The organism is Paenibacillus tyrphae (assembly GCF_024158745.1).
Taxonomy (GTDB): domain Bacteria; phylum Bacillota; class Bacilli; order Paenibacillales; family NBRC-103111; genus Paenibacillus_G; species Paenibacillus_G tyrfis_A.
The window spans coordinates 18,567-36,560 of the sequence record NZ_JAMZAW010000025.1 but is presented as its reverse complement, the minus strand read 5'-3'; the positions used below and the strand labels follow the sequence as shown (position 1 = coordinate 36,560).

The window sequence follows — 17,994 nt, the reverse complement described above, 5'->3', positions numbered from 1 at the left end:
AGCCGCCTTCATTAGACGGTTTAAAGGTATCGGGGGAATTTCCTTAGAGCCAAGCTCGACGGGCATGACCCGGCTTCGCGGCGATTACGAAATCTTCTTCGCCCAGCGCAGGTTCGGCTCCTGATTCGGCACGAACGGAATCTCGAAGTTTTTCGACTTCAAGTAGTTTTTTGAGGCGAAGTAAATGGGAATGACCGGAAGATCTTGCATAAATAGATCTTCAGCCTGATGCAAAATTTCAAAACGTTTGTTCTCGTCCTGCTCGGTCTTGCCCTGCGTCAGAAGCTCGTCATACTTCGGATTGACCCATTTCGTCTGGTTGTTAGGGCTGCCTCCGAGATACAGGTCCAGCAGCGCGAGCGGGTCCAGGAACGTTCCGGACCAAGACATCCGGGCGATCTGGAAATTGCTTTGCTTGAACGTATCGATATACGTTTTCCACTCTTGGTTTTCCAGCTTGACGTCTACGCCGAGGTTTTCTTTGAACATCGCCTGCAGCGCTTCCGCGATTTTCTTATGGCCGTCCTGCGTGTTGTACTTCAGCGTCACAGGGGGCAGCGTCGCCCAGTTTTCTTCCTTCAAGCCTTCGGCCAGCAGCTTTTTCGCTTCGGTGGCATCGAATTTCAAGTACGGAGGCCGTTCCTCGCGGAAATCTTTGCCGGCAGGCGTCTTAATCCCCTCGGCTACGAGTCCGTAAGCCGGCTTCTGTCCGCCTTTGGATACGTTATTCACAATCGACTCGCGGTCGATCGCAAGAGCGAAGGCGCGGCGGATTTTCGCATTGGTGAACGGCTTCTGCGTCACGTTAAACGTGTACACGTATGTCGAGAAGTCCGATTGCAAAGTGAAGTCCTTGTTCGACTTTTCCTGCGCCAGCACGTCGATGGGAAGCGTATCGATCAGATCCAGCTCGCCGGATTTAAACATTTGGTAATACGTGTTCTGATCGCCGATCATTTTGTAGTTGATCGTTTGCATCGTCACGTCGTCTTTGTTCCAGTAGTTGTCGTTTTTCTCCAGGACGAGGCTGGTATTGTGCTCCCATTTGGAGGCGGTATAGGCGCCGTTCGAGACGATATCCTTCGCTTCGGCCGCCCAGTTTTTGTTCGCGTCCACCGTCGGCTGATACACCGGCAGGAACACCGGATTGACGGCGACCTTCGGGAAAAATTTGGTCGGCGCGTTCAGCTCGACCACGAACGTCTTGTCGTCCTTGGCGGTTGCTTTGACTTGCTCGGCGGTGCCTTTGCCTTTGTTGTACTCCTCGGCGCCTTTGATGTAGTACAGGTAGAAGGCGTTGGTCGCTGCCGTTTGCGGGTTCAGCACGCGTTTCCAGGAGTACTCGAAATCTTTGGCCGTGACGGGCTTGCCATTGGACCATTTCAGGTTGTCGCGCAGCGTAAAGGTGTACGTTTTGCCGTCGGGCGAGATGTCGACCTTGGCGGCACTGCCCGGAACCACTTCGCCTTTTTTGTCGAAGGTATACAAGCCTTCGTACAACGAATTGATGACCTTGAACGACGTGTTGTCCGTAGCAATCGCCGGATCGAGCGTATACGGCTCCCCGGACAGGTTCGCGCGAATTTCCTGCTTGATGCCTGCGCCGCCCGCCGATGGGGCCGCTCCGCCTTCGGGCTTCGCCGCATCCTGCGTATTGCTGCATCCGGCCAGCGCCGGTAAGGCGGCGATAAGAAGCGCGGCGGCGGTTAATGCGAATTTTTTCATGTCTCCCATTCTCCTTTTATCCGAATCTGCAAGCTATGTAAGAGGTTCAACCTTCAACCAAATGGCAAGCGACCCAGTGATCTTCTTTCACCTCTCTCCATGCGGGAAGTTCGCTTGCGCAAAGTTCCCGGGCAGCGGGACATCTCGTATGGAACGGGCAGCCACCGGGAGGGTGAAGAGGGCTCGGTGGATCGCCTCGCAGGACGATTCGTTCCCGCGTCCCTCGCTGCGACGGATCGGCGACGGGGATCGCCGACATGAGCGCTTGCGTATACGGATGAAGCGGCTCGCGGAACAGCTCGTCGCTGCCGGCCAGCTCCATCATTTTGCCTAAGTACATCACGCCGATGCGGTTGCTGATATGCTGAACCATATGCAGGTCGTGGGCGATGAACAGGTAGGTCAGACCCTCCTCCCGCTGCAGATCCTCCAGCAGGTTGACGACCTGCGCCTGAATGGACACATCCAGCGCGGAGATCGGCTCGTCCGCCACGATGAAGCTCGGCTCGACGGCCAGCGCCCGCGCAATGCCGATGCGCTGCCGCTGCCCGCCGCTGAACTCGTGCGGGAACCGCTGGGCGTGCTCGGCGCGCAGGCCGACCTTCTCCAGAAGCTGCACGATGCGCTCCTGCCGCACTTTGCCCCGCGCCAAGCGGTAGGCGTCGATGCCCTCGGCGATGATGTCGCCGATCTTCATCTTCGGGTTCAGCGAGGCGTGCGGGTCCTGGAAAATCATTTGCGCCCGCCGGTCGAACGCCCTCCGCTCTTCGCGCGTGTGGCCCGCAAGGGGCTTGCCCTCGAAGCGGACCTGCCCCTCGGTCGCCTCGTAGAGGCCGACGATCGTCCGGCCTAGCGTCGACTTGCCGCTGCCGCTTTCGCCGACTAGGCCCAGCGTCTCGCCCCGGCGGATGGCGAAGGAAATGCCGTCCACCGACTTGACGACCTGATTCGCGCCGGACTTGAAATGCTTCTTGACGTCTTGGACTTCCACCAAATAATCAGACATGCCCGTCCCTCCCTGCTGCCACAAGCTCCCGGACGCCGTCCGCCCGGCTGTCGTTCAGCCAGCACCGCGCCGTATGCGTGTCCGACAGCTTCTCCTCCGCGGGCAATTGCTCGACGCAAATCTCCATCGCGTACGGACAACGGGCCGCGAAGGGACAGCCCTTCGGCGGGTCGAACAAATCCGGCGGCGCGCCCTCGATGGGGATCAATCTTTGTTTTTGCCCCGTGTGCGGCTTCGGGATCGATTGCAGCAGCCCCCACGTGTACGGATGCTTCGGCTGCGAGAAAATATCCTGCACCGTGCCGCTTTCGACAACCAGGCCCGCGTACATGACGACGACGCGGTGCGCCATCTCGGCGACGACCCCGAGGTCGTGCGTGATCATGATGATCGACGTGCGAAGCCGGTTTTGCAGGCTTTGCAGCAGCTCCAGAATTTGCGCCTGGATCGTCACATCCAGCGCCGTCGTCGGCTCGTCGGCGATCAGCAGCGCCGGGTTGCAGGCCAGCGCGATCGCAATGACCACGCGCTGCCGCATGCCGCCGCTGAATTCGTGCGGATACTGGCGAAGCCGCTTCTCCGGGTCCGGGATGCCAACCAGCCGCAGCAGTTCGGCCGCACGCTCCGCCGCCTGCGGCTTGGTCAGCTTCTCGTGCCGCAGCAGCCCATCCATAATTTGTTGTCCGATGCGCATAGTCGGATTTAGGGATGTCATCGGGTCCTGAGGGATCATCGCGATCTCTTTACCTCTCACGCTTTTCCACTGCCGGGCCGACAGGCCGTTCAGCTTTCGCCCTTGGAACACGACCTCTCCCTGCGTCATTTTCCCCGGTGGAGAGATCATGCCCATGATCGCCTGCGCCGTCACCGTCTTGCCGCTGCCGCTTTCTCCGACGACCGCGAGCGTTTCCCCGGAGGCGACCTCATAGGACACGTCGCGAACGGCCTGCACGGAGCCTCCGTACGTGGGGAACGAAACTTTTAACTGACTGACTCTTAAGACGGGGTCCATCCGGCCGCCTCCTTAGCTTCGATTTTTCGGGTCGACGGCATCTTGGAGTCCGTCGCCGAGCGTGTTGAAAGCCAGCATCGTGATCGAGATCATGAGCCCCGGGAAAAAAATGCGCCACCATTGTCCGCTAAGTACGACGCTGAGCGCGTCATTTGCCATCGTGCCCCAGCTGGCCGACGGCGCCTGGACGCCGAGTCCGAGAAAGCTGAGAAACGACTCGGCAAAAATCGCATTCGGAATCGTAAACGTCAGGTTGACGATCATGACGCCGATCGCGTTCGGGAGCAGATGCTTGCGCACAATGTGAAAATGCGAAGTGCCGAGCTTACGCGCCGCCAGCACGTATTCCTGCTGCTTAAGCTGGAGAATCTGCCCCCGGACGAGCCGGGCCATCCCGATCCAGCCGGTGACGGTGAGGGCAATAATAATCGTTCCGAGCCCCGGCGGCATGACCACCATGAGCAGAATGACCACCAGCAGGTACGGAACGCCGTACAAAATCTCCACGATCCGCATCAAAAAGTTATCGATCCGGTCGCCGAGCGCGCTTCTTCCGGCCATATATCCGGCGACCCCGCCGACCACGACGCCGATGACCAGATCGATCAAGGCGGCGACGACGCCGATCAGCAGCGACACCCGCGCCCCGTGCCACGTCCGGGCCCACATATCGCGGCCGAGATCATCCGTGCCGAACCAGTGCTTGCCGGAGATCGGCAGGTTCCCTTCGGTGAGCGACTGCTTGCTCGGGCTGTACGGCACAAGCTGCGGGCCGATGATTGCCAGCGTGACGAGCACAAGCAGCAGCGTCAGTCCGAGCAGGGCTAGCTTATTTTTCGCCAGCTTGAGAAACACCTCGCGCCAGTAGCCGAGGCTCGGACGCTGCGTCTGCGGCTCGAAGCGGCTGCGGTCCACCGGGCGGAACAAACGGTCCTGCGCTTCGCTTGGCGCCAATACCGGGTCGTTCATACGTCTACTCTCCCTTACTCGTCAGCTTGATTCTCGGGTCGATGACCCGATAGGACAGATCGATCAGGAACAAGGTAACGACCAGCACGAAGCTGTAAAACATCGTCGTCCCCATAATGACCGGATAATCGCGGTTAAAGATGCTGTCCACAAAATATTTGCCCAGCCCCGGAATGGCGAAAATCTTCTCCACCACGAACGTGCCCGTAATCAGAGAGGCGAACAGCGGTCCGATAAACGTAAGCACCGGAAGCAGAGCGTTGCGCAGCCCGTATTTGATCACGACCGTCCAGTCCGACAGCCCCTTCGCTTCGGCGAGCCGCATGTAGTTCTGGCCGAGCACCTCCAGCATGCTGGCCCGGACGAACCGCGCAATAATCGCAAGGGGCGCCAGCGACAGCGCAATCGACGGCAGAATGCTGTGCTGCCACGTTCCCCACGAGGCGACGGGCAGCCAGTGCAGATTGACCGCGATGTACTTAATGAGCAGCGGAGCCAAAATAAAGCTCGGCACCGAAATCCCGATAATGGCCACGAACATCGACAAATAATCGAGAAGCTTGTTGCGATGCAGCGCCGAAACGATGCCCAGGGCCACCCCGGCCGTAAGAGCGATCAGCATCGACTGGAGGCCGATCAAAGCGGACGGGCCGATGCCTCGGGCAATCAGCGTGTTCACGCTGCTCGATTTGGACTGGATGGACGGACCGAGGTCCAATTGCATCAGATTTTGCAAATACAGCACATATTGCCGGAAAAGCGGCTGGTCCAGATGGTACTTGGCCCGCAAATTCGCCAGCACATCCGGCGGCAGCATCTGCGAATCGGCCGCGAACGGATCTCCCGGAATCAGATGCATCAGAAAAAAAGTTAAAGTCGCGATAATCCACAACGTCATGACCATCGTCGCCATCCGCCGGACCACATACATGGAAAAAGCCTCCTTGCTTGCTCATTCTCGCTCAAGTCATTTTAAATAAAATCTAACGGAATACTGGGATTTTGTGCATTATTCTTACTTGAATACTTGGTTATAAAGCATGGTATTGATATTATTGGAAATAAAATTTCTTGTCAACCACTTTTTATCGTTTTTTTTGCCAGATTTCATAAGCTTTTTTACAATTTATATTCAACCTATGGATAATTCATAAAATGTAATCGCTTGCTTTTTCATCCGGGCATCCATCGTGAAGTGAAAATAAATGAAGTACTAGACGAAAATAAGCCTTTTCACATGGTAATCGGTAAGTTAATATATCTGTAAAAGACAACCAATTCTAACGACGAACTAAAGATTCGCGTACTAGTCGTTCGTAACCTCAAGAGGAGTGTCCGCCCATGTACCCAAAATATCAAAAACGTAACACCGCAGCATTTACCGCAGCTTCGTACTTCGCACTGGCCGCAGGCATATTCTTATATTGTCTCGGCATCTACAATGCGGATTGGGAATTAAACGTAAAAGGGTACTACTTGTTATGCATGTTCTTAATCATCATCACAAGTATTGCGACCCAGAAGGTGGTCCGGGACAATGCCGAGGACAAGGAGCTAAGAAGCGAAAATCCAAAGCATCGTATGCGTAACACTCCCGCTTTCACAGGAATGGCAGTCGCAGGGTTGGTCATCGGATTCGCTATGTTTTTCATCGGTTTGTTTAACGCGCCGTTCGAATTGAACGTAAAAGGCTACTACATTGCCGTTATGCTGCTGATTTCCTATAGTGCGATCGGGGTGCAAAAGGTTACCCGCGATAACGCCGAGGACAAAGAGATTTTGGATAATCAAAATATGAATGGCTAATTTCATAGCGATATTTTAACCCGTCTGCACACAGGCGGGTTTTTCTGATTTTTGTACAATGTTGAGCCGGCGGCGGCTTCCCGGATTTGGGCGACGAAACATGAATCCTTTGGCATTTCCCATCTAAGATGAAAAAATGATAATATGGAATATAGTTCCAAATCAACGAAGGGCGAAGGAGGCTGAATGAATCGTGGCACGTATTTTATTTATGAATGGCGGGGCGGAAGGACATGTGAACCCCACGGTAAGTGTCGTGCAGGAGCTGGTTCAGCGCGGAAATGAGGTAGTTTATTTCACGACGGAAAATTTCAAAGAGCGTTTGGAGAAGGTAGGGGCCGAGGTGCGGGCCTACGATTTTTTTCGTTTCTTCGAGGGATTCTTGAGGCATGACAACCATCTGCTCGGCAGAGTGGGCGGTATGCTGGAAGGGGCAGAGGCACTCATTCCCTTAGTCCTAGAGGAGGCCAAAGCCAGACCGTTCGATTATATCGTACACGACTCCATGTTCGGGGGCGGGCGGCTGATGGCTCATTTGCTCCAATTGCCGGCGATTAACTCCAGCACGTCTTTCGCGCAGACGGAAGCGCATTTTCAGCGCTTTATAGAGCATCTGGATGCTTCTGCTTCTTCCGGTTCGGCCGATCAGGCGCAAGCGGACTTCGACCGGTTGACGGCCAAGCTTAGGCGCGACTATGGCTATGTTGTCCACTCGCCTTATGAGGCGTTCTTCAACCCCGAGCCGATGACGATCGTATATACATCCCGATTGTTCCAGCCGAGGGGAGACGACTTCGACGACAGCTACAAATTTGTAGGCCCTTCCGTGTCCGCGCGTCTGCAGGCAGAGCCCGAGATGCCTGAGCTCGCGGGGAAATCCGTCATTTACATTTCGCTGGGGACAGCGTTCAACAAGGACGATAACTTTTACCGAAACTGCTTCAAAGCGTTCGGCGGTTCCGACAATACGATCGTCATGTCGGTCGGCCGGGAGACCGAGATCGAGTCGCTCGGCGCCATCCCGGACAATTTTATCGTCCGTCCTTATGTGCCGCAGCTTGAAGTGCTTCAGCATGCCCGTTTATTCGTTACCCACGGCGGCATGAACAGCACGAACGAAGGCTTGTCGCACGGACTGCCGCTGGTGCTGGTCCCGCAAGGGGCCGATCAGCCGAAGGTGGCCGAACGTGTCGCCGAGCTCGGAGCGGGCGTCGCGCTGGAGAAAACAGGGCTAACGGCCGACCTGCTGCGCGATACGGTGAACCGGGTGCTGGAGACGCCTTCCTACCGCGAAGCGGCAGCCCGGGTCGGCGAATCGCTGCGCTCGGTAGGCGGCGCCCGGCAAGCTGCGGACGAAATCGTTAAGTATATCTCGCAGGTAAAAGTGGGGTAAGGCGCTGGAAGGAAGGGTTACTGCACTTATGACAAATGAGCTTCTCCGGTGTTATCCGGGAAGCTCTTTTTTTACTTTTCACTTCATGTGGAAGATCTTTGAAAGTTTGGTAGAGCAATATAGACGAGCATGTTATAATCGACTCTATGGACTATGAATAGTGGTGGATGTTTTCGGACCACGGTGCAGCCTCCTGAAAGGGGGTGACGCCGATGGTCAACCTTGTGGCGTTTTATGATGTGCTGCGTTGGATCGTGACGGTGCTAAGCCTTGTGTTTGGCATCCGTAAGCTCTATCGCTGGACGCGTCGTAAGTTTCGTAACAAGCGAAAACCCACCGAATAATAGGTTGACGGCCTACGGTGGGTTTCGCTGAACCAAAGATTTTGTTTTAGCGCGCCGTGGTGATCCACAGCCTTTCAGGTCCTAAGAGTCTTTACCGTTCCAGCGGTGAAGGCTCTTTTTAGTATACGGGTGAACTCGATTTTCTTATACAGTTAGCTTCTAAATAACATTGATGTTATGTTTATTTTATCACGGCACTTTACGTCATGCAACGTATAACTCCCTATGTCTCGCTATGTCTGGCCGAGCGTGTTGCCGAGCTCGGAGCGGGCGTGGTGCTTGAGAAAAGAAGCAAGGATTCTGCACTCATACGAAAAGGAGCTTTTCCGTTGGTCACGGGAAGCTCCTTTTATTACGCCTCTTTTTTGCCTTCAGGTTCATATTCAATTAAGTCGGACAAGGTACATTGGAAGGTATCGCACAGCTTAAATAACGTTTCTAGCTTTGTTGTTTCGATATTCGTTTCCCGGTATAGCTTATTGATCGAATTTCTACTGATTCCCGATAACCTCATTAAATCGGATATATCATCGATTCGATGCTCCGCCATGAGCTTTCTCAAGTTTAATTCAATAGGAAATTCCCTTCAACAATTCATTGGTCATCGTGTGAATGAAATTACGGAATATCTTATGGCAACAAATTCAACCTACAAAACGCTTTCAAATCAATGTACCCAACACTTTATACAAATACAAGAATACCTGCCAAGCGATCTTCAACAAACTATGTTGCAGTATGAAGAGACATTGCTCTTGCTTCAAGCCGTCATTGAAAATCATATTTATACACAGGGCTTAAAGGACGGGATGGATTTGCGCAGTTTGTTAAAATAAAGAATTATTCTTGAGCCGGAGGTTATGCCATGCTTCTAGGCGATCAGGAGGGGGGGCATTTTAGGGAACCAGAATGAATACTAAAAATGCTCAGTCCCGCCATATGAAAACCCCTGCACATCAAAGCATGGCAAGCCATAGCTTCGATAGGTAGGGGTTAAGTATTACCGCAGCCTCCGTACGCGTTCTTTGCGCAGCAAATAGACGAAATAAGGAGCGCCGATGATCGCGGTCATGATCCCGACCGGTACTTCCCGCGGAATCACGATAATGCGGCCGAGGCAATCGCCGAGCAGCATCAGGTCGGCCCCGATAAGCGCGGCGAGCGGGATGAGCCACTGATGCCGGCCGCCAACGAGGCTGCGGGCCATATGCGGCGCGATCAGCCCGACGAACCCGATGGCTCCGACCGCCGATACGGAAATCCCGGCGAGAGCAACCGCCAACAGCAAGAGCCAGAAGCGCTGACGAACGACGTTTAAGCCGAGGGAAGCGCTCGTCTCATCTCCCAATTGAAACACATTCAGCTTCGCAAAGCTCCCCCAGGCGAGCGGCAGGAGCACGGCGATCCAAGGCAGGAGAGAAAATACCTCTCGCCAGCCCCGGCTCCACAGGCTGCCCGACATCCACAGCAGCGCCATGTTGACGTTGGTCGGATGAGTCACGATCAAGTACTGGATGCCGGCCTGAAAGACGGCGCCGACGGCTACGCCGACCAGAGCCAGAGACGCAGGGCTTAACGTCAATCTGCGGCTCAGCAGCGTGAGGATCACAAAGGCCCCCATCGCTCCGGCGAAAGCCGCAGCCGGAATGACGTACCCCGGCGATTGGGGAAACAGGAAGATGACCGCCGCCGCCGACAATCCGGCGCCTTTCGTAATCCCGATCACGTCGGGACTGGCGAGCGGATTGCGGACCAAGCTTTGGAGAATGACGCCGCTGACCGCAAGCCCGAACCCTGCCAGAATGCCCACGATCACCCGTGGCAGCCGAACCTCATGAACGATAAAATAAAACGGGCCGTTTGCGGACAACAAGCTCGGTCCGATATCCCGCACGGGAACGGAGACGGCTCCGACCGCGACGGATACCACGGCTAACAGGATCATAATCAGCAATGCGGCGCCAAGGGCGATACCTTTTCTCACCGGTGGGTCCCTCCTTTGCGCCGGGCCAAATAAACGAAGAACGGACCGCCGATCACCGCAGTGACAATGCCTACGGGGGATTCGAACGGAAACGCGATCATGCGGCTGAGCAGGTCGGCATAGACGAGCAGCGAGCCGCCAAGCAGCGCGGTGAGCGGTACCAGGACGCCCAGACGGCTGCCGACCAAGGCGCGGGCAATGTGGGGAACAATCAGGCAGACGAACCCGATCGGCCCGCATACCGCGACCGCCGATCCGGCCATGAGCAGGACGAGCAGCACGGCGATGCCTCGAACGACCGCGACCCGTTGACCCAATGCGGCAGCAATTTCATCGTCGATCAGCAGCAGGCGGAAGGAAGGGATCATGACGGCAAGCAGCAGCAGACTGCCGAGGAAGAACGGCAGGATCATGCGCACCTCCGGCCATCCCGCCTGATTCACCGACCCGACGAGCCAGAAGATCATGCTCTCCGTCGAATACTGATTCAGGATAATCAGACCTTCCGTCAAGGACGCGAGCAGGAAATGAACCGTAATCCCCGCCAAAGCCAAGCGGACATACTGCTTATGCTCGTTGCCGGTCAACGACCAGACCAGCAGCGCCCCGGCCGCCGCTCCTGCAAAAGCGAACAGCATCGAGCCCATAATCGACAGCTCCGAAACCGCCAGCAATCCGAACACGACGGCCAAGGACGCCCCGGCGTTAATGCCGAACACATGCGGGGACGCGAGCGGGTTTTTCGTGGCGAGCTGGGTCAGCAGCCCGGCCAACGCCAGCAGCATGCCTACGATGCATGCTGTCAGCGTGCGGGGCAGGCGCAGCGTTTGGATATAGAGATGATTTTTGTCCTGGCCTTGATAGGTCAGTGCTTCATACAGCGTGCGCCACGAGATTTGAGCCTGTCCCCATTTCAAGCTGAACAGCAATCCCGCGGCCAAGATGAGAATCGAAATAGAAAAAAGGAAGAGCAGAAACCGGGTCCGGCTCTGCTGCTTCATAGGTTGGATAGTGCGATCCATTCAAGTTATTCTCCTAATTGCTTCACGATATCTTCCGCGATTTTCTCCGATCCGAGCATGCCGCGGGACAGCGACCAGTCGCGCCGTTCCACCGTAAACACTTTGTTGCCTGCGACGGCGTCGATTTTTTTCCATAGCGGGTTGCTTTCCCATTGATTCACGATCGTCACTTTATCAGTAGGCATCAGGAACAGCACTTGCGGGTTCGTTTCGACAAGCTGCTCCAAGGTCAGCTGCGGATAAGCAGCGTCGTTCTTAACGGGATCGGTGAAGCCCAGCATTTTCACAATGGAGCCGGTGTAAGAGTGATCCGAGTGGGCGAAGAAGCCTTTCGGATTCACGACAGCCGGGAGTACGGTCGATGCAGTGCGGCTGATTTTCTTCTTGGCCTGCTCCATTTTCGTCTGATGCTCCTGCAGGCGCTTTTTCCCTTCCTCTTCCTTGCCAACGGCTTTGGCTGCGATCATGTAGTTTTTCAGCATTTGGTCGTAATCGGCTTGAAAATCGTTCAGCACGAGAATCGGCGCAATGGCTTTCAGTTGGGTCAGCGCATTTTTGTGCTTGTTGATATCGACGAGAATCAGGTCGGGCTTCAGCGAGCTGATTAATTCAATGTTCGGCTCGTAGCGGGACCCGACGGAGGTATATTGTTTCAGCTGGCTTTTGACGGAGTCCATGAACAGCTCGGGCGTACCGTCGTCGGCAATCCCGACCGGCTGCACGCCAAGCGTCACCAGCATATCGGTGAAACTGAAATCCATCGTCACGATGCGTTCGGGCTTCTTCGGCAGGGTGACGGTTCCGGTCGCGTCTTCTACGGTGATCTTCTCGTCTTTTGGAGCAGCGGATTGTCCGCCGGTTTGGCCCGGTTGGGCTTGATTCGAAGCCGGTTGGCCGCAAGCGGCAAGCGCGATGACGAAGACGAGCAGCAAGGTGGTGCGCAGTGTGCGGTTGATCCAAAGATGCATGTTGCTATCCCCCATGATAATGATAATTATTCTCAATTTATTGTAGTCGCATCTTCGTTCTTAGGCCATGTCCAATTTTAGGATGGGGCATGTTATATTTTTAGATTTCGGACCGGTTTCGTTGAAAGGCCGTCGGGGAACAGCCCACTTCCTGCTTGAAAATGCGGCTGAAATGAAAATAGTCCGCGAAGCCAACCCGCTGCGCAATTTCTTTGGCGGGCAGACGGGTTTGCAGAAACATCTGCTGCGCTTTCTGGATACGGAGACGGCGCAAATAGTGGGTCATTGTCGTTCCGGTATGCTTTTTGAACAACACCGTGTAATGTCCGTCGCTCATTCCGGCCCGTTGGGCGAGCATCGGGAGCGTGAGCTTCAGCATATAGTGCTCGTTGATATAGGAGAGGGATTCCTTGATAGCGAGGTCGGACGACGGCTCCTCTTGTCTCATGTGCGTTTCGTACAGAAATATAAACAAGATCCGCTCCAGAATGAGACGCTTTCGGAACAACTGCACGGCGTCCTCCTCTTCGGAGTCGGTGCGGATCTCCTCGGCGGTGCGGATGAGCTCGTCCAGCATGTATTTGATCTTCACTTCGCTGTGCGTACGAAGCGGGCCATGGAGCGTCCAAGCGCTGCTCTCCGGGAATACGCGGTAGGTGATGAGGGCGTACTCGGCCTCCTTCGTCTTCGGCACCTGAAGGTCGAAAGGACCGTGCACCGGATGGCAGGCGAAGCCCTGCGTGACGACGACCGGCTCCTGGCTTTGGGCCGATAAAGTAACGTGTCCGCGGAGGACAATGATGATCCGGTGGTTGTCCGGGCCACAGTCGATGAGCCGGGAAGCCGTGCCGGATTCGACGGTCTCGAACACCGGAATCATCGCGGCAAGTTGTTGAAAATGCATAGAGACGCAGCCCTTCTCCCGTCAAAGTTTATTTCGCAAAGCCGGCTACCCTTGATATTGACATATTTATCATGGGAGATACAAGAGGGGGAGGATGGAAGGTGGGGGAGCTGGCGAAAGTTCGGAGAGTGGGCAGCGAAAAGGGAAGTGAAATCCGTAAAGTATTCCGTATATTTTTACGGGTCTTCGCGATATAATTAAGTAATTAGGGTAATTATTACTGGCAAAGGAGATGATCAGATGGATACGTCTATGTTTAAGCCAACATTCCATGTTGACCAGTTGATTTCTTCTTCGGAAGCGTCAAAGAAATTCGGCGAAGTGCGGAAAAAAGCCAAATCTTTGCCTCAGTATATTACGGAAAACGGGAATGTAGATACGGTTATCCTTAGTTATGAGCTGTTTGAGTCTATGTTCCAGCGCTTGAATCAACTGGAACAACGAGAGCTCCAGCGCGAGGGGACTCTTAGTCATGATCCGGAAACAACTGAATCGGATAAAAACATTCATGCAGCGATGCGCCAAGCGCAGGCTAGTCTGGCAATCGAAGGGCTTATTGTGCCAGAAGATGGTCAGGAATTAGTCCGTAAGCGACTAAGGGGGGAGGTTTCTCAAGCTGACTTCTTGAAGGCGGCTCTTGAGATCGCGACCCGTGAATGATTTAGTCCAATCCAAATATTGCTATCCCGGCACCGATGCATTGATTAATTATGCAGGAATTCGTGACGAAGAGCAGTTGAAGGTTTTCGAAAGCATTGTGACCGCAAACCGATTAGCTCAGTTGATTCTAACGCCGATCCCTGGAAATTTTGACTTGACGCATTTAAAAAGCATCCATCAACATATTTTCCAAGACGTATATCCGTTTGCCGGTAAGCTCCGGACGGAAGATATTGTGAAAGATACTTTCCGGTTTGCGCCTACGCAGTTCTTGGAATCGTCTGCGACTGATTTGTTCCGCGACCTTGCCGAGGAGAAATTTCTAAAAGACTTGTCGATGGCGGACTTTGCAAAGCGCGCGAGTCATTATATGGCGGAGATCAATGTTCTGCATCCATTCCGGGAAGGCAACGGTCGTACGCAGAGGGAATTTATCCGTCAGCTCGCCGTGAATGCCGGTTATCAGCTGAACTGGTCAAGGGTGGATAAGTCTTTGGTCATGCAAGCTTCCATTCGCTCCAAGGTAGATACGCAGGACCTCTCCGATGTCATAGGGCATTGCCTGGACAAGATGAACTAATTGTTATATAAGGTTAAAAATTAGTACGGTGAAGCAATCGAAAATAAGCCGATGTTAAAGGGATAGGCCGCCACGCTTTGGTTGGCCTTTTTTCCATTTCCGACTCGAGGGGCTGATAATTCATTAATATGGTTTATATTCAATATTAGGTATTTATAGCAAATAAATACCAAGCGTGCTACAATGAAATCGAACATCGGAGAACATGGAGGTATTGAAGACAGGGAGGATGAGGAATGAACGCAACGCCTTCAGGAACGTTTCCGCTGACGCAAGCGCAGAAGCGGATTTGGTTCATGCAAAAGATGCATCCCGATTCCGGTTTCATGAACTTTGGTTTATCCGTAAAAATTTTAACGTACGTATCTCCCGAGTTATTGAAGAAGGCTGTCGCCCAATTTATTTTGGAAAACGACTCCATCCGGCTTTCGATCACAACCTCAGCTTCGGACGATCCCGGCATGCCTCGACAGTATATCAGCCCGGACGATCCTCCCGACATCCCGCTTCTTGATTTCCGCAACGAGCAGGCGCCCGATCAAGCGGCACGCCTGTGGATTGACGCTGCGACCAGACAGCCTTACCCGCTTGAAGCTTCCCGACTTTATGATTTTGCTTTCCTCCGCCTTTCCGACAACGAATCATGGTTGTATCTCAAATGCCATCATATCCTTGGTGACGGTACCGCTCTCGTACAAGCCGGGGCCGACATCGTAGACCTTTATTTGTGCTTGGCCCGAGGGCAGGCACGGGATTTTCAAAAGAAGCCTTCCTATCTCGAAGCGATGGACCGGGAACGCGCGTATCTGGAATCGGATCGGTATGCGCAGGACCGTCAATATTGGGATGACAAGTTCCGGACGCTGCCGGAACCGGTTTCTTTGGCCCGGACCGGGAATCCGACGACGGGGAGCCTGGAAAGCGGCCGCTACGGGTTCGCGATCGACGGCAGCCGGAGAGAGCGTGTCGATACCTTCTGCCGGGAGTCCGGGGTCAACCCTTCGGTTTTCTTTCTTGCCCTTTTCTACGCCTATTTGTACCGGATGACGGGCCAAAGAGACATTGTCCTCGCCAGTATAACCGGGAATCGGACGAGCCCCCGGGACAAACAGACCTTCGGTATGTTCGCGGGTACGGCTGCTTTGCGCTACGAAGTCGATCCGCAGCATGCTTTTACATCCCATTGCCAAGCCCTTGCCAAAGCATATACCCGCATGCTGCGCCACCAGAAATACCCCTACAACCAGCTCGTGGCCCGCACGAGAGAGCGTCATCCGAACGCAGGGCCGTTGTATCATATCGGGACGGAATTTCAAGTGATGAATTTCAGCAAGGAAGACGAGATCAGTGTTGCGAGTGAAATTCATCTCAGCGGATCGATCGCGGATGAGTTGCTTTTTCACGTTAAGGATCATATGGAGTCCGGTATGTACCGGCTGGATTTCGAATACCGGCGGGCGCTGTTCGGCGAAGACGAAATCGCGGCGCATGGCGAGCGGTACATGAAGCTGCTGGACGATGCGCTGTCCCATCCGGAGCGGACCGTGGCAGACCTGCGTCTTCTATCGGAAGCCGAGGAGAGGCGGATTTTGAACGATTTCAACCGGACGGAGCGGGATTTCGGACCGCAGCGTACGTTTGCTGAGCTGTTCGTCGGGCAGGTCCTGCGGACGCCCGATGCGGTCGCCGTCGAATTCGGGGAAGAGCGCCTGACGTATCGCGAACTGGAACAATGGACGCGCCGGTTGGCGTACGGATTGCGGAATCGGGGCGTTACGGCGGAAAGCGTCGTCGCGGTGATGTTGCCCAAGGGGGCGGAGCTTATCGCGGCGATGATCACGATTCTTCGCGCAGGCGGAGCGTATTTGCCGGTCGATCCGGATTATCCGGCGGAACGGATCGCTTATATGTTGAACGATTCACAGGCTCAATTTCTGATGACCAAAGGGGAGATCGGACAAACCGTCGCAGGCGGGATATGCGAGGTCATTCCTGTTGAGCCGAAGGAAGCGCAGGGAGGTGCGGTTGAAGAGCTACGGGAGGCTCACTGGCCTTTGCCCGGGGAGGGCGATCTCGCTTATATCATCTATACCTCCGGCTCCACCGGGCAGCCGAAGGGGGTCATGATCGAGCACCGGGGACTTGGCAACCTCATTCATGCGATGAAGGAGAGGCTGGGGCTGTCCGGCCGTACGAGGATTTTGCAGTTTTCGTCGTGCAGCTTCGACGCTTCCGTGGCGGAAATTTTCCCCGTGCTGTGCAGCGGCGGAACGCTTGTGGCAGACACCCGCGAGGCGATGCTGCCAGGCAAGCCGCTGGTCGAGTTGATCGGCCAAAAAGCCGTCAATCTGCTCATGCTCCCGGCATCCGTACTCGCTATGCTGTCGGAAGTCCCGGGCAGCATCGGCGCCTTGCGGACATTGGAGACGGTGATCTCGGGGGGCGAGCCTTGTCCTTCCGAAGTGGCTGCCGCATGGAGCGTCAATCGGCGCTTTATCAACGCCTACGGACCGACGGAAGCTACGGTGTGGGCAACCGGTAGAACGTTCGACGGCGGCAAGCTGCCGCCGGATATCGGCCGGCCCCTTGCCAATACGCAGGTATATGTGCTGGACGAGAACCGGAAGCCGGTTCCGGTGGGCGTCACCGGCGAAATGTATATCGGCGGCACGGGACTGGCCCGCGGGTATTGGAATCGTCCCGGGCTGACGGCCGAGCGGTTCTTGGAGGCGGAGCTTGGCCTGCCTGTGCCGGGAGCCGTCCGCTTGTACCGGACGGGAGACTTGGCCCGCTATTTGCCGGACGGAAGTCTGGAATATATCGGGCGAGCCGATCATCAGGTGAAAATTCGCGGCCACCGCGTCGAGCTGGAGGAGATCGAAACCGTGCTCGGCCTGCACCCGGAAATCCGGCAAGCCGTGGCTGTCGTGCACGACGACGGAAGCGGCCGGCGGCTGGTTGCTTTTGCGGTCCCGGCCAGGGGCGGGGCGGACAAGCCGCAGACGGCGGAATTGCGGGCCTATTTGCAGGAACGGCTTCCCGCGTATATGGTGCCGCATTTCGTCCGCGTGGTCGACCGGCTGCCGCTGATGCCGAGCGGCAAAGCGGACCGGGCGGCTTTAAGCAAGCTCGGCTACGAAGAGTCGGGGGCGACTGAAAGCGCAGCTCCGCTCAACCAAGCGGAAGAGGTGCTGACGCAGATCTGGAAAGAGGCGCTCGGTTTATCGCGGGTGGGCGTTCAGGATCACTTTTTCGACTTGGGCGGTGATTCCTTCCGGCTGCTGCGCGTGCATCAGAGCGTCAGGGAGGCGCTGGACGATTCCGTGACCGTCGTCGACCTGTTCCGGTTTCCCACAATTCGTGCGCTGGCGGGTCACTTGAACCGGAGCCGGGGGACAGCTGGGGAGGAAGAAGTGGTCGGAAACGGTGGCAGAAGCACAAGTGCGCACCGCATAGCATTCCAGCGAAAGGAAGAAATGGAAAGGCAGAAACGGCTTAGAAGACCGTTAAATAAGTAGCGAAGAGAGCGGAATCGTTCTGGAGAAGCGTCAGCGGTCGCCTTTGTCTCCGGATTCTACCCGCCTGAGGGGTTATTGAATCGAAGAATCGGGGGACAACAGC

At 55.3% G+C, this 17,994-nt stretch carries 17 protein-coding genes; 7 read left to right on the top strand and 10 right to left on the bottom strand.

Annotated features, from left to right (window positions below; translation table 11 throughout):
* Positions 1-84: 84 nt before the first annotated feature.
* From NI000_RS29245 to NI000_RS29225, 5 genes are read right to left on the bottom strand one after another with little or no spacing between them, the layout of a single operon-like run.
* The gene (locus tag NI000_RS29245) at positions 85-1,725 is read right to left on the bottom strand and encodes a peptide ABC transporter substrate-binding protein (RefSeq protein ID WP_253414889.1); all 1,641 of its coding nucleotides are present in this window, start codon (positions 1,723-1,725) and stop codon (positions 85-87) included.
* Between the two features lie 46 nt (positions 1,726-1,771).
* Positions 1,772-2,731 carry an ABC transporter ATP-binding protein gene (locus tag NI000_RS29240; RefSeq protein ID WP_253414888.1) on the bottom strand — a complete coding sequence of 320 codons (960 nt, stop codon included), beginning with the start codon at positions 2,729-2,731 and terminating at the stop codon, positions 1,772-1,774.
* A complete protein-coding gene (locus tag NI000_RS29235; RefSeq protein ID WP_253414887.1) occupies positions 2,724-3,743 on the bottom strand; it encodes an ABC transporter ATP-binding protein in 1,020 nt (339 codons plus the stop codon). Before NI000_RS29235 ends, NI000_RS29240 begins: the two co-directional genes overlap by 8 nt.
* A gap of 12 nt (positions 3,744-3,755) precedes the next feature.
* Positions 3,756-4,712: an ABC transporter permease gene (locus NI000_RS29230; RefSeq protein ID WP_253414886.1), complete on the bottom strand. Its 957-nt coding sequence runs from the start codon at positions 4,710-4,712 to the stop codon at positions 3,756-3,758.
* Between the two features lie 4 nt (positions 4,713-4,716).
* On the bottom strand, positions 4,717-5,643 hold the full coding sequence (locus NI000_RS29225) for an ABC transporter permease (RefSeq protein ID WP_253414885.1): 927 nt from the start codon (positions 5,641-5,643) through the stop codon (positions 4,717-4,719).
* 410 nt (positions 5,644-6,053) lie between these two features.
* On the opposite strand from NI000_RS29225, the gene NI000_RS29220 reads away from it, so the two are divergent.
* The 3 genes from NI000_RS29220 (at position 6,054) to NI000_RS36835 (ending at position 8,255) form a co-directional block, all read left to right on the top strand.
* A complete protein-coding gene (locus NI000_RS29220) occupies positions 6,054-6,518 on the top strand; it encodes a YiaA/YiaB family inner membrane protein (protein ID WP_010496663.1) in 465 nt (154 codons plus the stop codon).
* Between the two features lie 193 nt (positions 6,519-6,711).
* Positions 6,712-7,911 (top strand): macrolide family glycosyltransferase, encoded by a 1,200-nt coding sequence (locus NI000_RS29215; protein ID WP_253414884.1) that lies wholly within the window; start codon positions 6,712-6,714, stop codon positions 7,909-7,911.
* A 212-nt stretch (positions 7,912-8,123) separates the two neighbouring features.
* Complete coding sequence (locus NI000_RS36835; protein WP_301292752.1) at positions 8,124-8,255, top strand: hypothetical protein; 132 nt, start codon at positions 8,124-8,126, stop codon at positions 8,253-8,255.
* Between the two features lie 352 nt (positions 8,256-8,607).
* Here NI000_RS36835 and NI000_RS29210 read toward each other — a convergent pair whose 3' ends face one another.
* On the bottom strand, positions 8,608-8,805 hold the full coding sequence (locus NI000_RS29210) for a helix-turn-helix domain-containing protein (protein ID WP_253414883.1): 198 nt from the start codon (positions 8,803-8,805) through the stop codon (positions 8,608-8,610).
* 58 nt (positions 8,806-8,863) lie between these two features.
* Here NI000_RS29210 and NI000_RS29205 point away from each other — a divergent pair, with 58 nt between their 5' ends.
* Positions 8,864-9,091, top strand: a complete 228-nt coding sequence (locus tag NI000_RS29205) for a hypothetical protein (protein WP_253414882.1) — start codon at positions 8,864-8,866, stop codon at positions 9,089-9,091.
* Between the two features lie 164 nt (positions 9,092-9,255).
* Here the strand turns inward: NI000_RS29205 and NI000_RS29200 are convergent, their stop codons facing one another.
* The 4 genes from NI000_RS29200 to NI000_RS29185 all read right to left on the bottom strand — a co-directional run bounded on the left by NI000_RS29200 (position 9,256) and on the right by NI000_RS29185 (position 13,133).
* The gene (locus tag NI000_RS29200) at positions 9,256-10,239 is read right to left on the bottom strand and encodes a FecCD family ABC transporter permease (RefSeq protein ID WP_309247944.1); all 984 of its coding nucleotides are present in this window, start codon (positions 10,237-10,239) and stop codon (positions 9,256-9,258) included.
* A complete protein-coding gene (locus NI000_RS29195; RefSeq protein ID WP_253414881.1) occupies positions 10,236-11,261 on the bottom strand; it encodes a FecCD family ABC transporter permease in 1,026 nt (341 codons plus the stop codon). The genes NI000_RS29200 and NI000_RS29195 overlap by 4 nt, the downstream gene beginning before the upstream one ends.
* Before the next feature lie 5 nt (positions 11,262-11,266).
* A complete protein-coding gene (locus tag NI000_RS29190; protein ID WP_253414880.1) occupies positions 11,267-12,229 on the bottom strand; it encodes an ABC transporter substrate-binding protein in 963 nt (320 codons plus the stop codon).
* Between the two features lie 100 nt (positions 12,230-12,329).
* Positions 12,330-13,133 carry an AraC family transcriptional regulator gene (locus NI000_RS29185; RefSeq protein WP_253414879.1) on the bottom strand — a complete coding sequence of 268 codons (804 nt, stop codon included), beginning with the start codon at positions 13,131-13,133 and terminating at the stop codon, positions 12,330-12,332.
* A 240-nt stretch (positions 13,134-13,373) separates the two neighbouring features.
* On the opposite strand from NI000_RS29185, the gene NI000_RS29180 reads away from it, so the two are divergent.
* The 3 genes from NI000_RS29180 (at position 13,374) to NI000_RS29170 (ending at position 17,891) form a co-directional block, all read left to right on the top strand.
* The gene (locus NI000_RS29180) at positions 13,374-13,793 is read left to right on the top strand and encodes a type II toxin-antitoxin system Phd/YefM family antitoxin (protein WP_253414878.1); all 420 of its coding nucleotides are present in this window, start codon (positions 13,374-13,376) and stop codon (positions 13,791-13,793) included.
* Positions 13,786-14,373 carry a Fic/DOC family protein gene (locus NI000_RS29175; protein ID WP_253414877.1) on the top strand — a complete coding sequence of 196 codons (588 nt, stop codon included), beginning with the start codon at positions 13,786-13,788 and terminating at the stop codon, positions 14,371-14,373. The genes NI000_RS29180 and NI000_RS29175 overlap by 8 nt, the downstream gene beginning before the upstream one ends.
* 236 nt (positions 14,374-14,609) lie before the next feature.
* A complete protein-coding gene (locus tag NI000_RS29170; RefSeq protein WP_253414876.1) occupies positions 14,610-17,891 on the top strand; it encodes a non-ribosomal peptide synthetase in 3,282 nt (1,093 codons plus the stop codon).
* Positions 17,892-17,994 lie beyond the last annotated feature (103 nt).